The sequence below is a fragment of the Exiguobacterium sp. SH0S2 genome, from assembly GCF_004337185.1.
Classification (GTDB): Bacteria; Bacillota; Bacilli; order Exiguobacteriales; family Exiguobacteriaceae; genus Exiguobacterium; species Exiguobacterium aurantiacum_A.
The window spans coordinates 1-260 of the sequence record NZ_SJVB01000039.1 but is presented as its reverse complement, the minus strand read 5'-3'; the positions used below and the strand labels follow the sequence as shown (position 1 = coordinate 260).

At 44.2% G+C, this 260-nt stretch carries 1 tRNA gene; it reads left to right on the top strand.

The window, feature by feature from the left end:
• The first annotated feature begins 49 nt into the window (after nt 1-49).
• Nucleotides 50-126 (top strand) — tRNA-Pro (locus EVJ21_RS15325).
• Nucleotides 127-260: the final 134 nt, after the last annotated feature.

Here is a 260-nt window from a genome sequence, read left to right as displayed (position 1 = left end):
CGAATCTAAAGGCCGGGAGTTCGAATCTCTCAGGGTGCACCATTTATAACGGGAAGTAGCTCAGCTTGGTAGAGCACTTGGTTTGGGACCAAGGGGTCGCAGGTTCGAATCCTGTCTTCCCGACCATTTATTTTTTGGTCTTTGAAAACTGAACGATGAGGCAAAAAAAGTTTTACAAGTTTTGATTGAAGCGCAAGCTTCGTCATTTTCAAGAGCTATATCAAATTCTTTGGAGAGTTTGATCCTGGCTCAGGACGAAC